Annotated in this window: 18 protein-coding genes; all 18 read right to left on the bottom strand. The window is 41.9% G+C overall.

Going from position 1 to position 22,611, the window contains the following annotated elements:
- Positions 1-220: 220 nt before the first annotated feature.
- Positions 221-1,717 carry a glycerol kinase GlpK gene (gene glpK, locus ACTWP7_RS09620; protein WP_443123010.1) on the bottom strand — a complete coding sequence of 499 codons (1,497 nt, stop codon included), beginning with the start codon at positions 1,715-1,717 and terminating at the stop codon, positions 221-223.
- A gap of 31 nt (positions 1,718-1,748) precedes the next feature.
- Complete coding sequence (locus ACTWP7_RS09615) at positions 1,749-2,549, bottom strand: MIP/aquaporin family protein (RefSeq protein ID WP_443123009.1); 801 nt, start codon at positions 2,547-2,549, stop codon at positions 1,749-1,751.
- 121 nt (positions 2,550-2,670) lie between these two features.
- Complete coding sequence (locus tag ACTWP7_RS09610; protein ID WP_443123008.1) at positions 2,671-3,225, bottom strand: glycerol-3-phosphate responsive antiterminator; 555 nt, start codon at positions 3,223-3,225, stop codon at positions 2,671-2,673.
- Positions 3,226-3,355: 130 nt separating this feature from the next.
- Positions 3,356-3,895, bottom strand: a complete 540-nt coding sequence (locus ACTWP7_RS09605; RefSeq protein ID WP_443123007.1) for an acyltransferase — start codon at positions 3,893-3,895, stop codon at positions 3,356-3,358.
- Positions 3,896-3,898: 3 nt separating this feature from the next.
- A complete protein-coding gene (ppaX, locus tag ACTWP7_RS09600; protein WP_014644266.1) occupies positions 3,899-4,537 on the bottom strand; it encodes a pyrophosphatase PpaX in 639 nt (212 codons plus the stop codon).
- A complete protein-coding gene (locus ACTWP7_RS09595; protein ID WP_443123006.1) occupies positions 4,512-5,468 on the bottom strand; it encodes a nucleoside recognition domain-containing protein in 957 nt (318 codons plus the stop codon). Before ACTWP7_RS09595 ends, ppaX begins: the two co-directional genes overlap by 26 nt.
- A gap of 13 nt (positions 5,469-5,481) precedes the next feature.
- Positions 5,482-6,315: a prolipoprotein diacylglyceryl transferase gene (lgt, locus tag ACTWP7_RS09590; protein ID WP_443123005.1), complete on the bottom strand. Its 834-nt coding sequence runs from the start codon at positions 6,313-6,315 to the stop codon at positions 5,482-5,484.
- A gap of 14 nt (positions 6,316-6,329) precedes the next feature.
- Positions 6,330-7,262, bottom strand: coding sequence for an HPr(Ser) kinase/phosphatase (gene hprK / locus ACTWP7_RS09585; RefSeq protein ID WP_014644269.1), 933 nt, complete (start codon positions 7,260-7,262; stop codon positions 6,330-6,332).
- Positions 7,263-7,939: 677 nt separating this feature from the next.
- Positions 7,940-8,290, bottom strand: a complete 351-nt coding sequence (locus ACTWP7_RS09580; protein ID WP_014644271.1) for a phage holin family protein — start codon at positions 8,288-8,290, stop codon at positions 7,940-7,942.
- Positions 8,291-8,321: 31 nt separating this feature from the next.
- Complete coding sequence (locus ACTWP7_RS09575) at positions 8,322-9,359, bottom strand: DUF4097 family beta strand repeat-containing protein (RefSeq protein WP_443123004.1); 1,038 nt, start codon at positions 9,357-9,359, stop codon at positions 8,322-8,324.
- 115 nt (positions 9,360-9,474) lie between these two features.
- A complete protein-coding gene (gene bshB2, locus ACTWP7_RS09570) occupies positions 9,475-10,122 on the bottom strand; it encodes a bacillithiol biosynthesis deacetylase BshB2 (protein WP_443123003.1) in 648 nt (215 codons plus the stop codon).
- The gene (locus ACTWP7_RS09565) at positions 10,115-10,486 is read right to left on the bottom strand and encodes a YojF family protein (protein WP_443123002.1); all 372 of its coding nucleotides are present in this window, start codon (positions 10,484-10,486) and stop codon (positions 10,115-10,117) included. The genes bshB2 and ACTWP7_RS09565 overlap by 8 nt, the downstream gene beginning before the upstream one ends.
- A gap of 163 nt (positions 10,487-10,649) precedes the next feature.
- Positions 10,650-13,526: an excinuclease ABC subunit UvrA gene (uvrA, locus tag ACTWP7_RS09560; protein WP_443123001.1), complete on the bottom strand. Its 2,877-nt coding sequence runs from the start codon at positions 13,524-13,526 to the stop codon at positions 10,650-10,652.
- Positions 13,527-13,532: 6 nt separating this feature from the next.
- Positions 13,533-15,515: an excinuclease ABC subunit UvrB gene (gene uvrB / locus ACTWP7_RS09555; protein WP_443123000.1), complete on the bottom strand. Its 1,983-nt coding sequence runs from the start codon at positions 15,513-15,515 to the stop codon at positions 13,533-13,535.
- 156 nt (positions 15,516-15,671) lie between these two features.
- Positions 15,672-18,890: an ATP-binding protein gene (locus ACTWP7_RS09550; RefSeq protein ID WP_443122999.1), complete on the bottom strand. Its 3,219-nt coding sequence runs from the start codon at positions 18,888-18,890 to the stop codon at positions 15,672-15,674.
- Positions 18,887-19,249: a response regulator gene (locus ACTWP7_RS09545; RefSeq protein WP_443122998.1), complete on the bottom strand. Its 363-nt coding sequence runs from the start codon at positions 19,247-19,249 to the stop codon at positions 18,887-18,889. The genes ACTWP7_RS09550 and ACTWP7_RS09545 overlap by 4 nt, the downstream gene beginning before the upstream one ends.
- Positions 19,246-20,886, bottom strand: coding sequence for a GGDEF domain-containing response regulator (locus ACTWP7_RS09540; RefSeq protein ID WP_443122997.1), 1,641 nt, complete (start codon positions 20,884-20,886; stop codon positions 19,246-19,248). The genes ACTWP7_RS09545 and ACTWP7_RS09540 overlap by 4 nt, the downstream gene beginning before the upstream one ends.
- Positions 20,887-21,019: 133 nt before the next feature.
- Entirely contained in the window at positions 21,020-22,603 is a 1,584-nt protein-coding gene (locus ACTWP7_RS09535) for a peptide chain release factor 3 (protein WP_443122996.1), read from the bottom strand.
- Positions 22,604-22,611: the final 8 nt, after the last annotated feature.

The following is a 22,611-nucleotide window of genomic DNA, read 5'->3' as shown; positions in this document are numbered from 1 at the left end:
GCTTCATTAATGTTACCATCTTCTGCTACGTTTATTCCCCATTATTCGAGGAAATATGTGTGCAATTACCTATTGAGACATAATCTTTAGCCGGATATAAAAAAAGAGACCACGATCCGCTTTATGCTATATACATAAAGGTTCGTGGTCTCTCCATATCTCCGACCGATTGAATTAACTTGTATGGCTATTATATCAGATTGTACCCAGAAGTCAAAAATCAGTCTTGCTTAAAGACTCGTGTAGCCTCAACGGCTTTTTGCCAGCCTTTGTAAAGATCCTCTCGTTTCTCTTTCTTCATCGTTGGTTCAAATTCACGCTCTATTTTCCACTGATTCGCAATGTCATCACGGGTTTCCCAGAATCCAACAGCAAGACCAGCAAGATAGGCAGACCCAAGAGCCGTCGTTTCGTTTACTTCAGGGCGTTCAACTGTAACGTCGAGCAGATCACTCTGGAACTGCATTAACAAGTTATTTTTTACGGCTCCTCCGTCTACGCGAAGTTTTTTGAGTTCAATGCCAGAGTCCTCTATCATAGCGTCTACAACATCCTTGGTCTGGTAAGCCAAAGATTCAAGTGTAGCCCTCACAAAATGAGCTTTTGATGTGCCCCGTGTAAGACCAAACACAGCCCCCCTGGCATCACTATCCCAGTAAGGTGTTCCTAAACCGACAAATGCCGGAACGACGTAGACGCCCTCTGTATTATTAACTTTTCCAGCAATCTCTTCACTTTGAGGAGCATCTTCGATCATTTGAAGACCATCCCTCAGCCACTGAATCGCTGATCCTGAAACAAATATACTGCCTTCTAAAGCGTACTCAACTTTTCCGTCAATCCCCCAGGCAAGAGTGGTGAGAAGTCCATTATCAGATTTAACTGCTTCTTCGCCCGTGTTCATTAACATAAATCCACCTGTGCCATAAGTGTTTTTAGCCATTCCTTTTTCAAAACAGGCTTGGCCGAACAAAGCGGCCTGTTGATCTCCAGCAACCCCGGCGATAGGAACTTCTTTTCCGTAAAAATGATAGTCAACGGTATGAGCATAAATTTCCGAGGACGGTTTGACCTCTGGAAGCATACTTTTTGGGACACCCAGGATGTCGAGCAGTTCATCATCCCATTTTAAGTCAAAGATATTATACATGAGAGTACGGGAAGCATTCGAATAATCTGTAACGTGAGCATTTTTCCCAGACAGTTTGTAAATCAGCCACGTATCGATTGTGCCAAACATTAAATCTCCATTTTCAGCTTTTTCCCGTGCTCCATCTACATGATCAAGTATCCATTTCACTTTCGTACCTGCAAAATAAGGATCTAGCAATAGACCGGTTTTATCACGGAATGTGTCATTCAAACCTTGCTCGCGGAGTTCATTACAAATACTCTGGGTCTGACGGGACTGCCATACAATCGCTTTATAGATCGGCTTCCCTGTATTTCGATCCCAAACCACTGTTGTTTCCCGCTGGTTCGTAATGCCAATTCCCGCCACCTGGCCTGGGTCAATGTCGGCTCTTCTAAGTACATCTGCTATACAAGCGAGTACCGAAGTCCAAATTTCGTTAGCGTCGTGTTCAACCCAGCCTGGTTTAGGAAAGTGCTGTTCAAATTCTTTCTGACCAGTTTCTACAATTTCACCTTTATGGTTGAATAAAATAGCACGTGAACTCGTAGTTCCCTGATCAATTGATAAGATATATTTTTCCATCGTTTATAATTCCTCCTCTAATCATTAAGTATTAAGTAGTTTGGACTTTCTTCAGCTCTATCCTCATGGATGAAATAAGCAAGGTTACTATAATTACAGATAGTACCCAGAATCCTGCCGTGTAACTTCCTTTGAATATGGCCTGGTAAAATAAACCTCCATACACGCCTCCTATAATCGGACCAAGTACAGGCACCCATGAATAACTCCAATCAGATCCACCTTTACCTGGAATAGGGAGAACAGCGTGAGCTATTCTTGGACCTAAATCACGCGCGGGGTTGATTGCGTAGCCGGTTGTAGCTCCAAGAGACATACCAATCGCTACAATTAACAAACCAACAATTATGGGGTTTAGACCTTCAGTAAATTCGTTTGCACCAATGAACAAAATCCCCATCACTAGTACGAAGGTTCCAATTATTTCACTAATCAAATTGGAAATTGGGCTCCGGATCGCTGGATCTGTGCAAAAAATAGATTTAATAGCCAATTGGTCTTCTGTATCTTTCCAATGAGGGATGTAATGAAAGAATACAATGACTGCGCCTATAAAAGCGCCTATCAACTGAGCTGTAATATACATTGGCACCTTTTGCCATGGAAAATCTCCAACGGATGCCAGGCCAAGCGTAACGGCAGGGTTAATATGTCCACCGGTCAAGTTTCCTACGGCATAAACACCCATAGCTACAGCCAGTCCCCATGCTACCGTAATAAGAACCCATCCTCCGTCTGCCTTCGTATCTTTCAAGTTGGCACCGGCAATAACGCCACCGCCAAGAATGATAAGTATCATCGTTCCAATCAGTTCGCCCATGAACTCAGTCAATAATCTTCTCTCCTTCCTGTTAGTTAGCCGTTCTTACATAGAAAAAACCACACAAACTAATCGCTTCTAGCTGAAAGCGTTTGTGTGGCTTCGTCAGTTTCGATCACGAAAGGACTGCAGTTTATCTTTGCTTATATTGCCATAAACCAGAACGTGAAGTTGAAACTGCTGAAGCCCCCGCTTCAAGAGCTCGATCGATCTCATCATTCGTTCGAATCAAACCGCCAGCAATAACAGGGATGTCCAATTGATCTTTAATCTCTTTTATCATTCCCGGTAATACTCCAGGTAAAACTTCCACAAAATCAGGCTTTGTTTTCTGGATGATTGTTATATTATGATCAATAGCCTGGCTGTCTATTAAAAATAATCGCTGAACAGAAATAAGATCGTGCTTTTTGGCCTGATGGATTACATTGGTCCTTGTCGAGATCACACCATCGGGTTTAACTTCCTGAGCTACATACTCCATTCCATAATCATCCGCTTTCAATCCTTGAATTAAGTCGACGTGTACAAGTACTTTTTTCCCAGCTTTTTGTCCGATTCTTACCAGTTTTCGAAGTAATCCTAAGCGGCTGTCCAGGAGAATTATATATTCCGTTTCACTATCTAATAAAGCTTCAAAATCTTTAATCTTTCGAACAGCCGGCAGGACAGATTGATGAATATTCATCAGTTCACCTCATTTCTTTTAAGAACCTTCGATAAATGATGCGGATGCTTCCCAAATTAGGTTGGGGATTCATTCCTTTTCCCTTTCAGCTGAAGAACTAGGGAAAGTAGGACTCCATATTTATCAGGAACTACGCTTGCCGGGATCCATTTAAGACTGAATCGGATTCCTTACGCTCGTCCATCTCTTCCTTCGTATAAATTACTTTCATTGGATTACCTCCAACAAAAGTTCCAGCAGGTACGTCCTTATGAACCAGCGTACCTGCGGAGACAACTGCTTGATTCCCTATGGTAATACCCGGGAGAATCGTCGTATTGGCCCCAATCAGTACTTCATCCCCGATGTTGACATCACCTAATCGATATTCATCAATTAGATACTCGTGAGCTAATATGGTTGTATTATAGCCGATCACCGTATTGCGGCCTACTCGAATCCGTTCCGGAAACATAATATCCACCATAACCATTAAGGCGAACGCGGTTTCCTTTCCAACTTCCATACGTAAAAGTGTCCGATAGAGCCAGTTTTTCACCCCCAGAAAAGGGGTGTAGCGAGCCATCTGAATAACTGTAAAGTTTTTAACCACCTTGAAAAACGGCACCGTTTTATAGATATGCCATAAAGAATTCGCACCTTCAACTGAATAACGCTCCGTTTTTCTCATAGGTTATCCTCCTGTAATTTCAAGCAGTTCACTCATATGGTCCAGCATATAATCAGGCTTAAGCTGCTCAAGTACCTCTCTGCCTTTAACCGTCCAAGCTACGCCCGCCGTGTGAGTACCAGCATTGTGCCCGGCTTCAATATCATGCGTGTTATCTCCCACCATCAGGGACTCGGATGCTTTGGAGTCTAAAGCATGAAGAGCCTTAACGATCGGTTCAGGATGAGGTTTTGCGTTGGTTACATCATCAAGGGTGATAATGGTTTCAAAAAAACCGTCAAGACCTGTAATTTCAAGACCCATCTGAACCGTGTTTTTCATTTTAGTAGTCACAATCCCCATTCTGTAACCTGCTTCCTTTAACTGGCGGATTGTATCCACGACTCCGTCATAAGCCCTGACATACGACTCATGATTTTCAATATTATGTTTCCGATAAGTTTCCACCATGTCTTCCACACGCTCGGGATTAATCTTTTCTAAACTCTCGCGAAGAGGAGGACCAATAAAGTCCAGAATTTCATCTCTAGTGTACGAACGGTCACTATATTCATTTATAGTATGGGTAAACGAAGCGATAATCAGGTCATTCGTATCGATCAGGGTTCCATCTAAATCAAATAGAATGGTGCGTATGTTCATTCGAAGTTTCCTTTCTCTCTTGTTGTAGTTTATTCCATATAAAGCCTACTGCCGCAGTAAGTACTATAGCGGTCACCAGACGTATTGCGAGCAGTGGCCATATCGGTATGCCAAGCGGAATAAAAATCAGTGTATCTTCCACCACAGCGTGGCAGGACACTAGAAAAATAAGTGCTAAATACATATCTTTCTTGGATACCCCATCTTCCTCCACAGCCTGTATCATTAAGCCAGCACCATAAGCCAGGCCAATCGTCAATCCAGCTGCCAGCGTCATCGAGGTATTCCTCTCCATCCCAAGAAAACGGGTAGCTGGAGCAACCCATTCCGAGAACCGTTCCAGCCACCCTTTCTCACGTAAATATTGCATAAAAACCATCAACGGTATGACAATGAGAGCCAGTTGGAGAATTCCCATAAAAGCGGTCTGTAAGCCTTGCCAAATGATCTCGTTCCATCCTTCTGGATCAGGTGTCTTCTCCGGGGTCAAACCGTATTTAGCTGCACTGCTTCCACCATTCCAAAGCAGATTGATAAAAATAGCGGACAAGAAAGCCAGACCGATCCTTATTCCAGCCACAAACCACCAGCTGACTCCCACCCGCTTGGCAACCGTTGATTCTATAAGCAGATTATGGGAGAAGGACATCATGACAGCCATTATAAAAACTTCTTTTACTGTGAAATCAAAAGAAATAATCGCGGCAATCCCGGCATACAAATTCAAAAAGTTGCCTAAAACAAGTGGAACAGCTGCTTCCCCTGAAAGTCCGATCCATTGCATCAGTGGTTCCACTTGATCCATAACCCATGACAGCACTGGTGTAAATTGAAGGATCGTTACTATAAGAGTTACTGGAAAAATAACCTTTCCAAGTGACCACGTGAGGTCCAGTCCTTTCCTTCCCCCTCGTAATAAAATGCCCTTCATTTCCTACTCTCCCTTATTTTGCTTTCTTTCCGTTATAATATTTATCCGCGTACCCAACTTTTCTACGATAAACCATCACGGCTACAGCGAATAAGACTAAGACGATAGAAATGAATTGAGCCATTCGAATTTCCCCAAACAAGTACAGACTGTCTGTTCGCATACCTTCAATAAAGAAACGCCCAACAGAATACCAGATTACATAGCTCAAGAATACTTCTCCACGACGAGGATTGAATTTATGGCGCAGTACCAGTAGAAGAACAAAACCGAGGATATTCCATAACGATTCATATAGAAAAGTCGGATGGTAAACTGTGCCTTCAATGCACATCTGCTGATTAATAAAACCAGGCAAATATTGCATGAAATTATTATAAAATGCTTCTGAAACAGGGCCGCCATGCGCTTCCTGATTCATAAAGTTTCCCCAGCGTCCAATCGCTTGTCCAAGAATTAAGCTAGGTGCAGCGATATCCGCCATCATCCAAAAGGAAATCCCTTTCACCCGTGTATAGACAACGGCTGTAAGTACGGCCCCTATTAAAGCTCCGTGAATAGCAATACCGCCTTCCCAAACGGCAAAAACCTTCCACCACGGACCACCGGCGTACCGATCCCATTCGAAAATGACGTAATAAATCCTTGCAAATAAGATGGATACTGGAATTGCATAAACTACGATATCCACCATATAGTCTTTTTTAAGTCCCAGGCGTTCGGTTTCATTGGTCGCAATCCACAGTCCTAAAAAGGCGCCAGTTGCGATAATAAATCCATACCAGTAGATAGGTAAAGGCCCTAATTGAATTAATACAGGGTCCAGAGCCTCAGGTGTACAAGTCATGTAGTGCACGCTCCTTATTCATTTTGCTGATCTTGGTCGATTACATTGGTTAAACGTTCCGAAAATTCTTCAGCTGCATTTACGCCCATACGCTTCAGGCGGAAATTCATGGCAGCTACTTCGATAATGACAGCCAGGTTACGTCCCGGACGAACCGGTATGGTTGCTTTAGGGATTTCAACGTCCATAATTTTCATTGTTTCTTCTTCGAGACCCAGACGATCATACTGTTTGTTTTTCTCCCACAATTCCAGATTAATAATGAGCGTGATCCGTTTGAAACTCCGCACGGCCCCTGCACCAAACAACGTCATAACATTGATAATCCCTAGTCCGCGAATTTCCAGCAGATGTTCAATTAGCGGGGGACTGTTTCCTATTAACGTATCATAGTCTTCCTGACGGATTTCTACACTATCGTCAGCCACAAGACGGTGGCCCCGCTTGACTAATTCAAGTGCGGTCTCACTTTTACCTACACCACTTTGTCCAGTAATGAGCACACCTATCCCATAAATGTCTACTAATACACCATGGATAGCCGTAAATGGAGCAAATTTTGTTTCAAGAAAATTAGTGAGGCGGCTGATCACTCTTGTGGTTTTATGAGGGGAGCGCATTAATGGTACCCCAGCTTCCTGGGCAGCGGTGATTAATTCACTCGGAATGTCCATCCCTCTTGTGATCACAATGCCAGGTGTAACATCCGTACACAATTTCTCTGATCTTTCCTGACGCTGTTCATTCGTTAACTCATTAAAATATGAAAGTTCAGTCTTCCCGAGAAGCTGTAAACGCTCTTTAGGGTAAAACTTAAAGTAACCTGTCATCTCCACCCCTGGACGCGAAATGTCACTTGTATGTATTTCACGGTGTACACCATCTTTCCCAGCCAACAATTCCAGTTGAAATTGATCCAATAAATCTTCTGTACGCACTTTACTCATCTATTAAAGACCTCCTTAGTCGTTCGATCACTAAACACTATTGTAGCATGTTTTACAGGATCTTGGACATACGCAGAAAAGGCGTACATCTAACACCGTTCATGCTCTTTAAAAAAAGCAGCAGGAGCAGAATATCATCAATCAAAGGCTCAACTTCACTTTTTCAAAAGTCTCCCTTAAATCCCAGTGTTGATTTTACAGTAAAGCTCTCGATTGCGTAAGACTTGATTTCGAGATATTGGTTATGAGGAAGGTCCTTCGGAGAGGGGGGGGCGATTCCAGTCTTGAACACTTTCTGGGGCATGTGCTAAGCCTCCTGATATGTAAGAAACTGTAAACCCCTCATGCTTTTGACCATCTTTAAGAAGAGAAGCATTTACGCTTCTTTTTCAGGTCTTCATTCAGGTTTGCCTGGTAAGGGGGCAAGCGCTCTCCTTGACGATCTTTCCAGGCAAACCTATTCGCAGGAAGCGATGAACAATAGACTCCTTTCTTTAGAATCATATTAAAGGCATAAGTACACGGCACGAAGACGAAACTTTTACTGCGGTTAGCATTCAGGAAGCTTATGGTAAGGAAGATCGACTAAGATCGCCACGTCCTGTGGCAACGTCGATCGACCCTACTTCGTGTAGGGCCAAAAAACGTTCAAGCAATAAGTGCTTGAACGTTTTTTTCTATTTCATATCTTTAATCAGGCTATTAAGTATTAAATTAATAATCGATATAATAATAGCCGCAATTATAGCCATTCCAAATCCTGCTATTTCAAATGTGCTGCCAAGGAATACATCGGTCAGCCATAAGGTAATAGCATTAATGACTAACAGAAACAGCCCCAGTGAAACTATCGTTATGGGCAAAGTTAATACAACTAGAATGGGACGGACAATCGCATTTAAAATCGACAAAATAAAAGCAGCCAATAAGGCCCCGCCGACACCATCAATATGGATCGACTCAAATAAAGCACCGACAGCAATAATTGCGATCGCATTTACCAAAATATGCAACAACCAGCTTTTCACATAAATCACCCGCTTTCTTCTATAATATTATTCATTCTTGGCCGGAAGGAGAAACCGTAACCGAGCCTGTTTTCGTTTCCGCCTCTAAATGGTAAGCAGATTCATATTCTTCAAATGCTTCAAACGTCAATTGTTTATTGACCACCTCTTTTTTGTCATCCAGAATTTTATAATTATCGATCTGACAATTTAAGCTGCCAAAGTTTGTACGGAGCTTTCCATCCACCCGTTTATGTTTAGGCAGAGACACTTTAATGCTGCCTGTAGTGGCTTTGTAGAAACCAGTATGGGCTTTTTCTCCAAAATGATCGACCGTGATGCTTCCACTTACAGCAGATACATCACTTTTTCCAAAGTCACCGCCCAGTGTAACGGCACCGTTCAAAGTATCCATTTCACACGTATCAAATACACCGTCGGCGACCGTAATAGCTCCATTACCCGTCTCCACTTTACACGTTTCCCCAACGACACTGTTCAACTGGATCCTTCCATTGGAAGTTTTGAGCTGGTAGTAATCACTATCCATTTGATTAACGGTGATGGTGCCGTTTGCCAATTTGGATTTGATGAAGTCATATCTCTTTTTAGGAAGGGTGAGGTGAACGTACGTTTTAATTTTCTTAGAAGGACTGGCTAAACGTAAAAGCCCATTATGAATATCAAGTTGGCCATCTGCTAAGAAGTGACGCCTGGCCTCTTCTTCATTATCCACCTGATAAACTCGTACGTGATAAGCAGCTTTTACATAGTCCTCCTCCCATGTATCTACATTAAGAGAACCGTTAGCAATCGAAATATCTATATCGTTAAAATCATCGGATGCGGTCTGGGTCTCATAATCAAACTCTATATACTCACCAAACGAAAGATCGAAATCTGAGTTTTTTATTTTTTCAACAGCATCATCTAGAAAATTTCTAATTCCATATTTCTTTTTTTCTTTTTCATCTGCTTTTGATTCACCAGCTTCCCTGTTTTCTACTGCAGCGAGAAGCTTCGCCCCTTCCTCGGCTGATACATTGCCTTCTTCTATCATTTTTAGAATCTTCATGCGCTCTTCGTTCATGACTACCATCTCCTTTTCTCATTAGTAAAGCATTCCCGGCATCTGGAGTAAAAAAACCAATTAAAAATACACCCTGAAAAAGACAGGTGTTGTCAATTCCAAGGTGTCATAGTTGTTACGTAAACGAATAACGGTAAAATCTTTCGGTTTTCAAACGTTCCAACTGTTCTGGCTGGTCATTTAATAAACTCATCATCCCGTCAGCCTGAGAAAGGTGGGCCTTTATTGCGGCTAATTTGCGCTCCCAATAAGGTGTGATATCATAAATCAACTCAGGCTCACCGAGCTCGGCTTCATGATTGTTAGAAATGGCATGCATCCATACGTCCGGCCGCTTATGCGAATCAATCTTTTTCACTGCTTCTACGACTGCAGCACCTAACGCGTCATGATCCGGATGCACGGCATACCCTGGATAATGGGTAATGACCAGCGTAGCATTAAGATCCTCAATCTTTTCTTTAAGATGACTGGCGACTTTCTCGATAGGTTCGAATTCAAGAGTCTTATCCCGATAGCCTATAAACTCGACATTAATGTCCAGCTGTTTCGCTGCTTCTTCCAGTTCTTTTTTACGGTAGGAGGAGAGAGTCTCGCGGTTAGCAAACACAGGGTTGCCCATATTTCTGCCCATCTCTCCAAGAGTACCGCATAAGTAAGTAACCGGGATCCCTTTCTCTCTATATTTAGCTATCGTGCCTGAAGCACCAAAAGATTCATCATCAGGGTGTGGAAAAATAACGACTACGTGTTCTTCACTCATCAGGATCAGCCTCATGTGAAAATGGAGTTTCACTAATTTCTAAAGCCACCATTAAACGTCCCTCACGATCATGACCGGCCATAAGTAAACGATTTTCATCATCAATTTCAAAATCGCTTACCCCTTCTGCGTAAATCCATCCAATATCTAATTTAAGACCTACTCGATAGGAACCTCCTGTGCTGACGATTTTACCATGCTGGTATTTAACGTTGGCATTACGAATAAATGCACCAACATTATAGGCTTCCTCATCAAAGTGGCTCGCATAGGCCCCGTTCGTAGTTTCTAAATGTACATATACATCCTTTTTAGCCAAGCTATCAATCTTTTTTTGAACTTCGGTCTGACTAATTGGTTTCATTGCGAATTCCTCCTGTCCAAACATCATGATGACCAGAATTTGAAATAAAACATTTCTGTGTATGCTTGTTTGTGTGTATAAACCAAAAGAGAAGCACTCTCCTTTGGCTATCAATCTAACCTATCCACCACAATACTTAACTTGGAGGGAAGCGTCAAAACATCTACTCGTTGGCTGCTTTTTCCTTGGACTGTAACCTTTGCTCCATCCGTTTACGATCCCGTTCCAATACAGGCTTAAGATAATAACCCGTATAGGAAGCTTTAGTTTCCGCTACTTCTTCAGGGGTACCGGTAGCAATAATTTCTCCGCCTTTGTCTCCACCTTCAGGGCCAAGATCGAGTATATAATCCGCCTCTTTGATTACATCAAGGTCGTGTTCAATAATCAATACGCTGTCCCCGTTATCGACAAGCCGCTGGAGCACTTTTAGGAGACGGGAAATATCATCCACATGCAGACCTGTTGTAGGTTCATCAAGAATGTAAAAGGACTTCCCGCTCGAGCGGCGGTGAAGTTCACTGGCAAGCTTAACCCGTTGGGCTTCTCCTCCGGAGAGTGTGGTAGCCGGCTGGCCAAGTTTAATGTATTCCAGACCTACATCGGCTACTGTCTGCAATTTCCGTTTAATCTTTGGAATGTTATTAAAGAAATCCAAAGCTTCTTCAATCGTCATAGCTAATACATCTGCAATACTTTTCCCTTTATATTTCACCTCTAAAGTTTCCCGATTATATCGCTTGCCGTCACATACTTCACAAGGAACATAAACATCAGGAAGGAAATGCATTTCAATTTTAATAATTCCATCGCCTCGACAGGCCTCACAACGCCCGCCTTTAACATTGAAACTGAATCGACCTTTTTTATACCCGCGAATCTTAGCTTCATTCGTTTGAGCAAATACATCACGGATATTATCGAATACTCCGGTATAAGTCGCAGGATTTGAACGAGGTGTACGGCCGATTGGTGATTGATCAATATCGATCACTTTTTCCAAATGCTCCATACCTTCTATTGTTTTATGCTTACCTGGTTTTTGTTTGCCTCTATGCAACTTCATAGAAAGCGATTTATATAGGATCTCATTTATAAGTGTACTTTTGCCAGACCCGGATACGCCTGTAACAGCTGTGAACAGACCTAATGGGATTTGTGCATTTACATTTTTTAAGTTATTTTCTTCTGCACCTTTTATCTTTAAGAAGCGTTCATCCGGTTTTCTTCTCTCAGCGGGAAGTGGAATGAATTTTTTGCCAGACAAATACTGTCCTGTTAATGACTTACCGCTTTTCATCACTTGCTTAGGTGTCCCCTGTGAGACAATTTGACCGCCGTGAGCACCAGCTCCTGGCCCGATATCAATTAAATAATCAGCTGCGAGCATTGTATCTTCATCGTGCTCCACTACAATCAGGGTGTTATCCAGATCCCTCATACGCTTCAGCGTATTGATTAACCGATCGTTATCACGCTGGTGAAGACCGATAGAAGGCTCATCCAGTACATAAAGCACGCCGGTTAGAGCGGATCCAATCTGCGTTGCCAGTCTGATACGCTGAGCTTCGCCTCCTGATAGTGTTCCGGCAGAACGGGACAATGTTAAATAATCCAGTCCGACGTTCGCGAGGAAACTGAGTCTTTCAGAGATTTCTTTTAAGATCATACGGGCAATGGTTTCTTCTTTTTCAGTCAATTCAAGTCCATCAAAGAATTCCTTTGCTTCGGTTACGGAATAATCAGTGGTTTGACCAATATGTTTTCCGTTGATTAATACAGCTAGGGCCTCTTCATTCAAGCGGTTGCCTTTACACTTAGGACAGGGTTTTTGAGCCATATATTTTTCCATTTGCTCACGGATAAAATCAGAACTCGTTTCACGATATCGACGAGAAATATTGGGAATAACTCCTTCAAAGAAAATCTCATTTTCACGCACTTTTCCGAAATCATTTTCATAACGGAAGTAAACTTTTTCATCGCCGCTTCCATATAAAATTCGTTCCATATGTTCCTTCGGTAAATCCTGAATAGCTACATCCATATTTATGCCATAATGATCTGCTACACTTTTCAGGAGTTGAGGGTAATACTGGGAGCTGGTTGGCTCCCACGCCGCAATAGCATGTTCTTTCAGGGAACGAGACCAGTCGGGTATGACCAGGTCAATATCTACTTCTAACTGTGTACCGAGGCCATCACACCGATTACAGGCCCCGTAAGGACTGTTAAAAGAGAACATCCTCGGCTCCAATTCACTTACAGAAAAACCGCAGATTGGACAGGCATGATGTTCAGAGAAAGACAATTCTTCCTCTCCAATAACATCCACCAGGGTATGCCCCCCGCCTAGTTTTAAGGCCGTTTCAATTGAATCGGATAGCCGGCCTTCAACTCCTTCTTTAACCACAATCCGGTCCACAACTACTTCAATTGAGTGTTTTTTATTTTTATTTAAGTTTATTTCCTCGGAAATCTCACGCATTTCTCCATCTACTCGCAGACGAACGTACCCTTCTTTCTGCAATTGTTCAAATACTTTGGCGTGCTCTCCTTTTCGCCCTGAGACCACCGGGGAGAGAATTTGCATTTTTGTTCTTTCTGGATACTCCATAATTTGATCAACCATCTGCTGTACGGTCTGCGAATTAATTTCAATTCCATGTTTTGGACAAGTAGGGCGGCCTACTCGTGCGAACAGCAGACGAAGATAATCATAAATTTCAGTTACCGTCCCCACTGTTGACCTGGGGTTACGACTGGTGGTTTTCTGATCAATCGAAATGGCTGGAGAAAGGCCTTCTATGGAGTCCACATCCGGTTTATCCATTTGTCCTAAGAATTGCCGTGCATAGGCACTTAGAGACTCGACATAACGTCGCTGCCCCTCCGCGTAGATGGTATCGAACGCTAAAGAAGACTTTCCGGAACCGGACAACCCTGTCATAACGACCAGTTTATTCTTAGGAATATCAATATCAATCCCTTTTAGATTGTGGGCCCGGGCTCCTTTAACACTAATATGCTTGCTAGCCATACTTCCTCATCCCTCCGCTTTTAATTCCAATAATATATCACGTAATTCAGCCGCTCTTTCGAAGTCTAAATCTCGAGCCGCCTGCTTCATTTCTGTTTCCATATTGTCAATCGTTTCCTGACGTTCTTTCTTCGTCATTTCAGAAGGGCGTTTCATACCGCTGTCGTAAGAACCTTCTTCTTCGGAAACGGCCGTTGCTTTAATAACATCGCGGACTTCTTTGTGGATTGTTTTCGGTGTAACCCCATGTTCTTCATTATAAGCAATTTGCTTTTCACGACGCCTGTATGTTTCATCAATTGCAAACTGCATCGACTTCGTAATTTTATCCGCGTACATAATGACACGTCCGTTTTCGTTACGTGCCGCTCTTCCAATCGTCTGAATCAGGGAACGATCCGACCTCAAGAACCCTTCTTTATCAGCATCGAGAATAGTAACTAAAGAAACCTCAGGGATGTCAAGCCCTTCTCTAAGCAGGTTAATACCGATGATTACATCGTATTTACCAACACGGAGATCGCGTATAACTTCTATTCTTTCCAGTGTTTTAATTTCAGAGTGCAAGTAAGCAACTTTGATACCAAGTTCTTTCAAATAATCCGTAAGGTCTTCAGACATTTTCTTCGTTAACGTTGTTACAAGAACCCGTTCGTTTCTTTCGGCACGCTTGTTAATTTCGCCTACAAGATCATCGATTTGTCCATGAATCGGGCGCACATCAATTTCAGGATCAAGCAGACCAGTCGGCCGGATGATCTGTTCAATAACTTTAGGCGTATGTTCTAATTCATATGGTCCTGGAGTAGCAGATACATATGTGATTTGATTAATATGATTTTCAAACTCCGGGAACTTCAGCGGCCGGTTATCGAGCGCTGAAGGTAATCGGAAACCGTGATCAACAAGTACCTGTTTACGTGCCTGGTCCCCATTGTACATACCCCGTACTTGAGGAAGTGTAACGTGTGACTCATCTGCCATAATCATGAAATCATCTGGAAAGTAATCCAGGAGTGTGTATGGAGTTGCGCCTGGCTCACGAAATGTCAGATGACGAGAGTAGTTTTCGATCCCTGAGCAAAAACCCATTTCATTCATCATTTCTAAATCATAGTTTGTCCGCTGCTCTAAGCGCTGAGCTTCAAGCAGTTTATTTTGCTCACGTAATTCTTTTACGCGCTCAATCATTTCCTGCTCTATATTTACAATTGCTTTTTTTAGTTTGGATTCTCGTGTTACGAAGTGAGAGGCTGGGAAGATCGCTACATGCTCACGGTCGCCCATAACTTCTCCAGTCAGAACATCAATTTCGCGAATCCGATCGATTTCATCACCGAAAAACTCGACACGTATAGCATGCTCTTCACGTGAAGCCGGTATAATTTCAACAGAATCCCCGCGTACGCGGAACGTTCCCCTCTGGAAGTCAATATCGTTGCGGGCATATTGGATGTCTACAAGGTTACGTAATAATTCGTCACGGTCCTTTTCCATTCCTGAACGGATTGATAGCACCTGGCTTCGATATTCGTCTGGAGAACCTAAACCGTAAATACACGATACACTGGCCACAATAATAACGTCGTTTCGTTCAAACAAAGCTGAAGTTGCCGAGTGTCTCAGTTTATCAATTTCATCATTGATACTCGCATCTTTTTCTATAAATGTGTCAGAAGAAGGCACATAGGCCTCCGGCTGATAATAATCATAATAACTGACAAAATATTCGACAGCGTTGTTTGGAAAGAACTCTTTAAACTCGCTGTAGAGCTGTCCGGCCAGCGTTTTATTATGGGCAATGATTAATGTAGGTTTATTAACTTCCTGAATCACGTTGGACATAGTGAACGTTTTCCCTGTCCCTGTCGCCCCTAAAAGAGTCTGGTGCTTTTCCCCGCGATTAATTCCATCTACAAGTTCCTGAATCGCTCGCGGCTGATCTCCTTGCGGGGAATATTGTGAAACCAATTCGAATTTATTCTCCATGACGAAAACCTCCGTTCTTAACTAGTCATCATTAGTTTACCACATTAGTTTATCATTCTAACATTAAACGAACAAACATTCGGTGCTAAGCAGGTCCAGACTCTTCTCGTAATAAAGAAACTCTTGAGAAATTTTCATTTCTCAAGAGTTTCTTGGTTATTCTTCCTTCGCAATCAGAATTTGACCAGTTTTACTTTCCTGTAAGAGGGTCTTCATAATAGTGGTTGAAAGTTTTCTTAATGGGTAAGGTTTGACCAGATACCCTTCCACTTCGATATCTGGAACTTCCGACGATTGACTGAGCGCACTTGAGATAAATATAGGAACGTCAGACAGGTGATTATAGGTCTTAATAGCTTGTATAATATCCCATCCAGAAGTTTGATCAGCTAAGGTTAAATCAATAATAAATACATCCGGCTTCATTTTATCCAATTCATTCAGAGCTGATCGTCCTTCATTGTAATGAGAAACTTTAATACCAGCGTCCCCTAATTCATCTTTTATTAGCTGGGATAAATTAATATCATCTTCCATAAGGATAACATGCGGGACTTTTTCAACCGGACCATCTTCATTTTTCAACGGTTCATGTAAGGGAAAGGTAATGGAAAATACGCTGCCTTCTCCCTGTTCTGAGAGTACAGATATACGTCCATTATGAATCTCTGCAATTTCCTTACTAATAGCAAGCCCAAGACCCGTACCGCCGATCTTACGCTGGCTTGAGTTATCCACTCTATGAAACTTAGTAAATAGCTTCGTAACTTCATGTTCCGGAATGCCCAGACCTTCATCCGCTACATGTACGTAAACGTTGGATTGATCGTTATTTATAGCTACTACCACTTCTCCTCCATCCGGGGAAAACTTAATGGCATTCCCTATGATGTTATTCATCAACTGTATAATCTTCTCACGATCTGCGTGGATCTTTGAAGTTAATGTCTGATCTGTGAGCACCAACAGGTGGTCTGTGTGAGTGATACGTAAGTTTTCTACCACTTCTTCTACCAGAGTTCCCAATTCTACTACTTCTTTATGGAAAGTAGACTTCCCCGACTCCATACGCTGCAGATCCAGAAAATCGTTAATAAGGTTTGTCAGCCGCTTTGCTTCACCGTGAATGGTATTTAAATATTTCTTTCTCCGGTTTTCCGGCAGATCACGGTGAATCATTAATTCCGTATATCCAAGGACACTCGCCAGTGGAGTTCGTAATTCATGACTCACTGTACTAACCAGGTTTGTTTTCATCTGGTTGACTTCAAATTCCGAAGTAATGTCACGGAATACAAATAAAATGCCTTCTTTTTCATGTTGATGATAAATAGGTTCCGCATAGACCTCAATTATGCGAAACTCCTCTTCAGCACCTATCTCTATTCTCACACTGCTCTTTGGATGATCATCAGTGAATACCATTCCTCTGCAAAAGGCTGCGAAGCTTTCCACATTTGTGATGTAGGAAGAAATTTGATTTAGCCAATCTTCAAACTCCACCTTTAACCAATTCTCTTGCTCCATGTATGGAAGGCCAAGGAATGTCAGCCAGTTTTGATTGTATTGCACGAGCTTTCCTGCTTCATCTACAAACAGAATTCCTTCATTTATATTATCTATGATATCCTGATTCAATTGACGGTTAATTTCTGATTGTTCATAAGAATCAATTCTTTCGATGTATAATGAAACTCGCTGCAAAATGGACGTAATTCCATTAATCTCTTCTTTTTCATAGGAAGTTCCTATCCTTGTAGCTACAAAGAACGCCTCCAGTTTATTTCTGGAATTAAATACAGGTACATAGAGATCATAACTTTTACTAGATTCATTAAAATAACCCTCTTCATAGATCGTCATTTTACGCTCCCGGATGTAAGGGACACGTTGAGCCCGTAAGCGCTGTACCGCATGAGCGAAAGAATTTATAATATCATCCTTCAAATCTTCCTCTCTTAAACCAATTTTCGCGTAACCACCAGAATCAAGCAGCATAAAGATTCCATGGTCGAATGGATATAAAATAGAGAGCTGGTAAATGACCTGATCCAGCAAAGACTGCTTGTCCATGGTGGTTGAAAGCGTCTGGTTCATAGAATTCAATTTCTCCACTGTACTTCTTGCCTTCTCTGTCTCACTTAAAGAATCCTTTAACCGCTCCTGGGCCTGTTTTATATCAGTGATATCTTTCTGAATAACAATAAATTGTTCGACTTTGCCAACCTCATTTATGTAAGGGACTACAGTGGTGTTTGTATAAAAAAAACCTCCACCTTTACGGTTACACCTCACCTCTCCTTTCCACACCTTTCCGTGTTCCACTCCTGGGAAGGCTTTCTTTACATCCGTATGATCGTAAGACTCCTCCGTTAAGCTTAAGAAATGACGCCCCTCCAACTCACTTACTGAATAATCCGATGCTTCCGCTAATTTACCGTTACAGGTTTGAATCCATCCATCTTCGTCCAATATAGCGACAATGGAGGACTCATTTAAAGCCAAGTCCTTGTTTCGTAAATCATTTACATAGGATTCAAGCATTTCCTGTTGGGCCATCAGTTCTTCATTTTGAGCAGAAAGATTGTCTTCCCTTTCTCCAATTTCCTTGGCCATATATTGAAAGGAGCGTGTCAATGTACCAATTTCGTCTTTTCGCTTACTCGAAGGTAACTCATCATAATTTCTTCCTGCAGCTAATGATTCAGATGCTATCGAAAGTTCAGAAAGCGGTCGTCCTATCCCCCGGCTCAATGTTCTTGAGGCAATTGATAGGATGAAAACTACAAGAACCATTAGGGCAAAAAGCAAATAAGAAATCAAGTCCATCCGCTCAAGGAAATTGTCATTTTCTGAGGTTAACGTCTGTTGAGCTTCATTCGATATATCTTCGAGTGTTTGGATAATTTCATTAATTTGTTCGGTTGTATTAGCGAGACTGAGTTGCCGAACTTCTTCCATATTCCCGTTTTCTACAGCCATCTCTACTTTGGGAATTAGACTTTGCCAGTAATATTTCAAAAACAGATTAAGATCAGAAAAAAGTTCAATCCGTCCATTAGACCAATTCATTCCCTGAGCTTCGGATAAATATCCGTCAAGGTTTTCCCGCGCCTGTTTTGCTTGGAGCAGTTCATTATTATTATTGAATGCTATGTATCCACGAGTTCGAAAAACCATGGTCTGATACTCTTCTTTAATATTGCGTAAAACGTTTCGCTTATCTACTAATTCAGCCGTCAACGTCTCATGCTGGATCTTATTGGAGTACTGTAAATAAAATAGGACCGACGTAGCTAGACAGGTGGCAGTCACTACTACCAGCATGACTATAAAGAATTTTCTGCGAATCGATTTTTGGAAGTAATCCATCATGTCAGGATTTCCTCTACTAATTGGATTAATTCAATTGGACTGAAAGGCTTTCCCATAAAATACTGAATGCCGGCGTTCTTAGAAATCTCCACATCAGACTCCTGAGTTTTAGCGGTTAACATAACGATAGGTGGTCGATTTTTACAACCTTCACTTATCTTTTCGGCTACTTCTATCCCAGTCAATCCTGGCATCATGTAATCCAGAATAACTAAGTCCAACGTGTCATGCTGCAGGATCTCCAACGCTTCTCTGCCGTCTTCAGCTACTGTTATGATATACCCTTCATCTTCAAGTGTATCTGTGATCAGCATTCTGAGCACCTCTTCATCATCTGCTACTAAAATGCGTTTTTTCATCTTTTTCCTCCCTTATGGCGTTGAATCAGCCTGCGGATTCGTGCGACTAATTCATCTGTGCTGAAAGGTTTGGTCATATAATCATCCGCTCCGATATTCAGCGCTTTTATTATATCCTTTCCTTTCTGTCTCCCCGTGAGCATAATAACTACGGTTTCCTGATCATGACACCTAATCTGTGATAATACCTCCAGCCCATCCATCCCCGGAAGTACCCCATCAAGAAGGACAACGTGTTTATATTTGCCGTCATGATCGTCTTTCAAAAAACTTTCTCCGTCCTTATATGCGTGAACTTGCACAGAGTGATCAAAGTAACTCATTGTTTGAAGCCTGTCAGACAGAATCTCTCTAATGATTGAATCGTCATCAACAACAGAAATATGGACTAGCTTTTTTTCTGCATTCGAAACCTTGGGTATATCCCGATTCTGCTCGTATATAGTGACGGTTCCTTTTCCAGAACGCTTTCCCCTGTACAAAGCCAAGTCAGCTTGCACAATCAGGTCTTCCATTTTTGAAACGGATTTGTTCATCTCTGTTAATCCCGCTGTAAAGCTTAAAGAGAACTCATAGTTCTTATAGGTATGAACAATCGATTTAAATTTTTCTAACATATTTCCCAGTCGCCTTTTCGCCTGTGTTCTGCTTATGACAGGCATTACTACAATAAACTCTTCGCCTCCATAGCGAATCACACTGTCTTCTGGGCGAGTAGAAGCATGTAAAACTTCAGATAGCTGGACTAACACTTCATCCCCTACAGTATGTCCATAGCTGTCATTTACATTTTTAAAATCATCTAAATCAAGAATGGCTAGACAGAATGTTTCCTCATTTCTATGGAACGTGCGCTTCTTCCGTTCAAGTAAATCCTGGAGGTACGTCCGGTTATAGGCTTTAGTCAATTTATCGGTAGTTATTTGTTTTTTTAAAGATCGTACGTGTAAGAGCCGGTTTCGAATGAGAGTAGTAAAGACTTCAAAATCAATAGGCTTCGGGATAAAATCGAGAGCTGATGTTTCATACACTTTTTTTGCTAATTCGGAAGAACCATCTTCGCTGATAATTATGACAGGAGTTAAAATACTTGTAGCCTGTGTACTGATTTCTTCCAATATTTCTAGGCCGTTTTTATTTTCTAAGTAAAAATCAATCACGACTAAATCCGGCGTTTCATCATAAAACAGATTCAGTGCCCGTTCCTCTGTGGCAGCAATAAGGATATTGTAGCCGTGACTTTCCATATTGTTACGAAAATGATGCAGGAAATCTAAATTATTTTCTAAAATTAAAATCGTAGGCTGCTTTTCTTCTTTTTGAAAGACGGGCACTTCCTGTGCCTTCCAAGAGAGGTCTAATCCCTTATTAAAAGCAGCATGAAGAAAAATCGGCTGCAATAACTCCGACCATGAACCTTCTTGCCAGCTTGCTGTAGAGGCTTGGTTTACGTGATCCATTACTTTTTCGGCTTCTGATGATAATTCCGGGAGCTGTATAGAAGCAGCCGTTCCTTTTACAGAGTGAAGAAATTTGTAGATCTCTTTTTCTTCTACAAAGGGGCGTTCCTGCCAGGTTTCAATTTTTTTAGACACATTAGTTAAGAATAATTTCTGATATTTTTCAAAGGATTGCACATTTCCACTCCTATTAAAATCAATCACTTTTTATCGATTGGGCTAATGTTCATTATAATAGATTTTCGAAAACAATGGGTATAATTTCCTGTAAAAAAACCACTACAAAAGTTTTGTAGTGGTTGTCCTATTTTTATTCGAATGTCTGATTGTACTGGTTCACTTCAAAGAGATCGGTCAATTCTATATCAGGGTGTTTATCCTCAAACCAGCGAAGTGAGAAATCATTTTTGAAAAGAACTAAGGGATTGCCTTCCCGATCTTCGGCCAACATGTTCCGCTCATCAAATAGAGATTCATCAACCTGATCTTCCCGCAGCCAGCGGGGGATGCGCTCTCCGATCGAAGTCAACTCTATATCCACATTGTACTCATTCTTCATACGATATTCGAAGACTTCATACTGAAGTTCCCCGACTGCTCCAATAATATAATCTTCAAAGCGATAACGTTTAAACAGCTGAATAGCTCCTTCTTGCACCAGCTGTTCCAATCCTTTTCTGAATTGTTTGGACTTCATTACGTTCTTGGCCGTTACTTTCTTGAACAATTCCGGCGGGAACTGAGGCAATTCATCGTATTCGAAATTTGATTTACCGGTAACGATGGTGTCCCCAATACGGTACACATTCGGATCATAAATTCCGATAATATCTCCCGCATAACCTTCTTCAACCGTTCCGCGGGATGAGGCGACAAACTGCTGGGATTGCGCCAGCTTAAAAGATTTTCCTGTACGCGACAAGGTTACGTTCATGCCACGTTCGAATTTACCTGAGCAAACTCTTACGAAGGCTATCCGGTCTCTGTGCTGTGGATTCATATTCGCCTGGATTTTGAATATAAATCCAGAGAATTCTTCGTGGTCCGGTGAAACAATCCCTTCCGTTGACTTCCTTGGGGCAGGTTCCGGAGCCATCTCAATGAATGAATTAAAGAATGTTTCCACACCGAACGGCGCGAGGGCGCTCCCGAAGAACACAGGAGTCTGGTCCCCTCTCATTACTTTATCCATGTCAAAACCGTCTCCTGCTTCATCCACAAGCAGCATTTCTTCTTCCGCTTCCTGAAAGGTAGCATTTTCAGAAAGCTCTGGATGTTGGTCCAGTTGGTCATAAGGAATATAAGCTTCTTCTTCATTACCGGTATAATGAACAAATTGCTCATTATTACGGTCGAATACACCAAGAAATCGTTTACCCATGCCCGCCGGCCAGGTCATTGGATAAGTCTCGATGTTCAATGTTTCTTCAATTTCTTCCATTAACTCAAACGGCTCACGACCTTCACGGTCCATTTTATTAATAAATGTGAAGATCGGAATGCCCCGCATTTTACATACTTTAAATAATTTCAATGTTTGGGCTTCAATTCCTTTAGTTCCGTCGATCACCATAACCACACTGTCAACAGCGGTCAGGGTACGATACGTATCTTCACTGAAATCTTCGTGCCCGGGCGTATCAAGTATATTAACCTGGTAGCCTTTGTAAGGAAAATTCATTACACTAGAAGTAACGGAAATTCCTCTTTGCTTCTCAATTTCCATCCAGTCAGAGGTAGCGAACTTTCCTGACTTTTTACCTTTCACTGTACCAGCTGAACGAATGAGATTACCGAATAACAACATTTTCTCAGTCATGGTCGTTTTCCCAGCATCAGGGTGGGATATAATAGCAAACGTACGGCGTTTTTTCATTTCGTCTTGAATATTCATCGTCATAT

The organism is Halobacillus sp. B29, assembly GCF_052246755.1.
GTDB classification, from domain to species: Bacteria; Bacillota; Bacilli; order Bacillales; family Halobacillaceae; genus Halobacillus; species Halobacillus halophilus.
This window is presented reverse-complemented; position numbering and strand designations above follow the sequence as displayed.